The 1,683-nt window shown below is 40.2% G+C and carries 2 protein-coding genes; both read right to left on the bottom strand.

The genetic code is table 11. The features are described from left to right. Positions 1–882: 882 nt before the first annotated feature. A complete protein-coding gene (locus CKY02_RS22945; RefSeq protein ID WP_112897000.1) occupies positions 883–1,155 on the bottom strand; it encodes a PAAR domain-containing protein in 273 nt (90 codons plus the stop codon). A 3-nt stretch (positions 1,156–1,158) separates the two neighbouring features. Then, on the bottom strand, positions 1,159–1,683 hold a 525-nt coding region (locus CKY02_RS22950), incomplete at its 5' end, for a type VI immunity family protein (RefSeq protein WP_146747494.1).

Raw genomic sequence — 1,683 nt, forward strand, 5'->3', positions numbered from 1 at the left:
TACTACACTCCACTTATTTTACATTTACCTAACCAGCTATGACTATTTAAAAAGACAAACAGGGAGAGATTAAATACTTCATTCAATAGACTGATTTAACCAAGAAAATTAAAGTTTTCAGTAGTGTAATTAATGACATTTAGTCGAAATTCACTAACCATTAACCGAGAGTTGAAAAGAAATAATCACGTAAAATAATATTAATAGAATAGACTGACATTCAAGTATTTTCTCACCCTCATTTCACGAAGAAATCAATAAAAAAATGCGATAAAAAAGAGATAAAAAGAGATAAAAAGAGATAAAAAGAGATAAAAAGAGATAAAAAGATTAATTTAGCCGGATTTAAGTGCTAAAAAAGGAGCTATCCTAAAAAACATTAACGGTATTTTCATACCATCAAGCTATTTATTAGTGATTTATAAAGAAAAGATAAAGGGTGATGATTTATAAAACCCCGCAAAATTGCCAGTAAAACAACATTGGTAAAAAAATGTCAGTAAAACAATGTTGGTAAAACAATATCTATAAAACAATGTCAGTCAAAATAAATCGGATATGATTAACGTTCGTTTAAACGTAACACCATGATATATCATAATGTTTAAATTTCGCAAAAAGCATATAGCCAAAAGATAAAAAACGATTAAAACCAGATACCGATTAAAATCATACGTTAAAAAAATAACTTTTAATCACAGTTTAAAACCTGCTCTGGTTTTACGGGTATTGTAATTAAAGTTTTATACCCTATGGATTTCAAGTTGCATCGCGGCGGCAAGGGAGTGAATCCCCGGGAGCATAGATAACTCTGTGACCGGGGTGAGTGAGTGCAGCCAACAAAGAGGCAGCTTGAAAGATGACGGGTATAGCATTGGATAGTTATGACCGTACCTGTAATCGACAAGCGCCGGTTGGGCAACCACAATTAACAAGGTGTCCCTCCAGCGCGACAGGTATTCCTTGTATATTGAACAAGTTAGAACCTTCCGCAATCACGCCGGTTTGTTTACAGGCGGGACAAAACACCGGGGTACCTTTACAAGCAACCGATAGTTGTTGGTTTACCAAACCGGAACCATTTAAAACCTCGCCTCCGGTTGTTGTGGTATCACCTTTAAGGATAATTTTTTTACTTTCCACGACACTTCGCATTATTTACTCCGTCATATTTTCCGTTTCTCGTATTAAATGCCAGACGGTTGTGCCCGTCTCCGCACCTTCAACATCAAAAGCCATCGCGCCCTGAGCAAAGAAGAACTGCTGACCGGGCAGGCTATCGGTTCGCCAGATCCCGCTGACCAGTGCGGGATGGTCACCTCTCAGAGGAGTCACTTGCAGCGGCCCCCGGTCATAACGGGCATACCAGGCCAGTGTGGAAATATCATCAAAATGACCGGCACCATAAAAATGCAGGGAATGACCTTCACGGGGAATGACCCGTATCGGGCGTATCAGCTGATTAATCGCAAAATAACTCTCCGGGACACTGCCCGGCAGTGGCGTTAAGTCCGGGTATTGACCGGCCCGGATTATCAGGCCATCACGGTAAGAAGTAATCACCACATCCCGGTAGGGACGCAGCACCTGACGTATCCAATATTCCCCACCCAGTCGGTTTACAAATCGCTTGGAAAGTAAGGTGATCCAGTTAATACCACGGATGGAATGCCCATACTGCAA

Source organism: Photorhabdus bodei, assembly GCF_003287735.1.
Taxonomy (GTDB): domain Bacteria; phylum Pseudomonadota; class Gammaproteobacteria; order Enterobacterales; family Enterobacteriaceae; genus Photorhabdus; species Photorhabdus kayaii.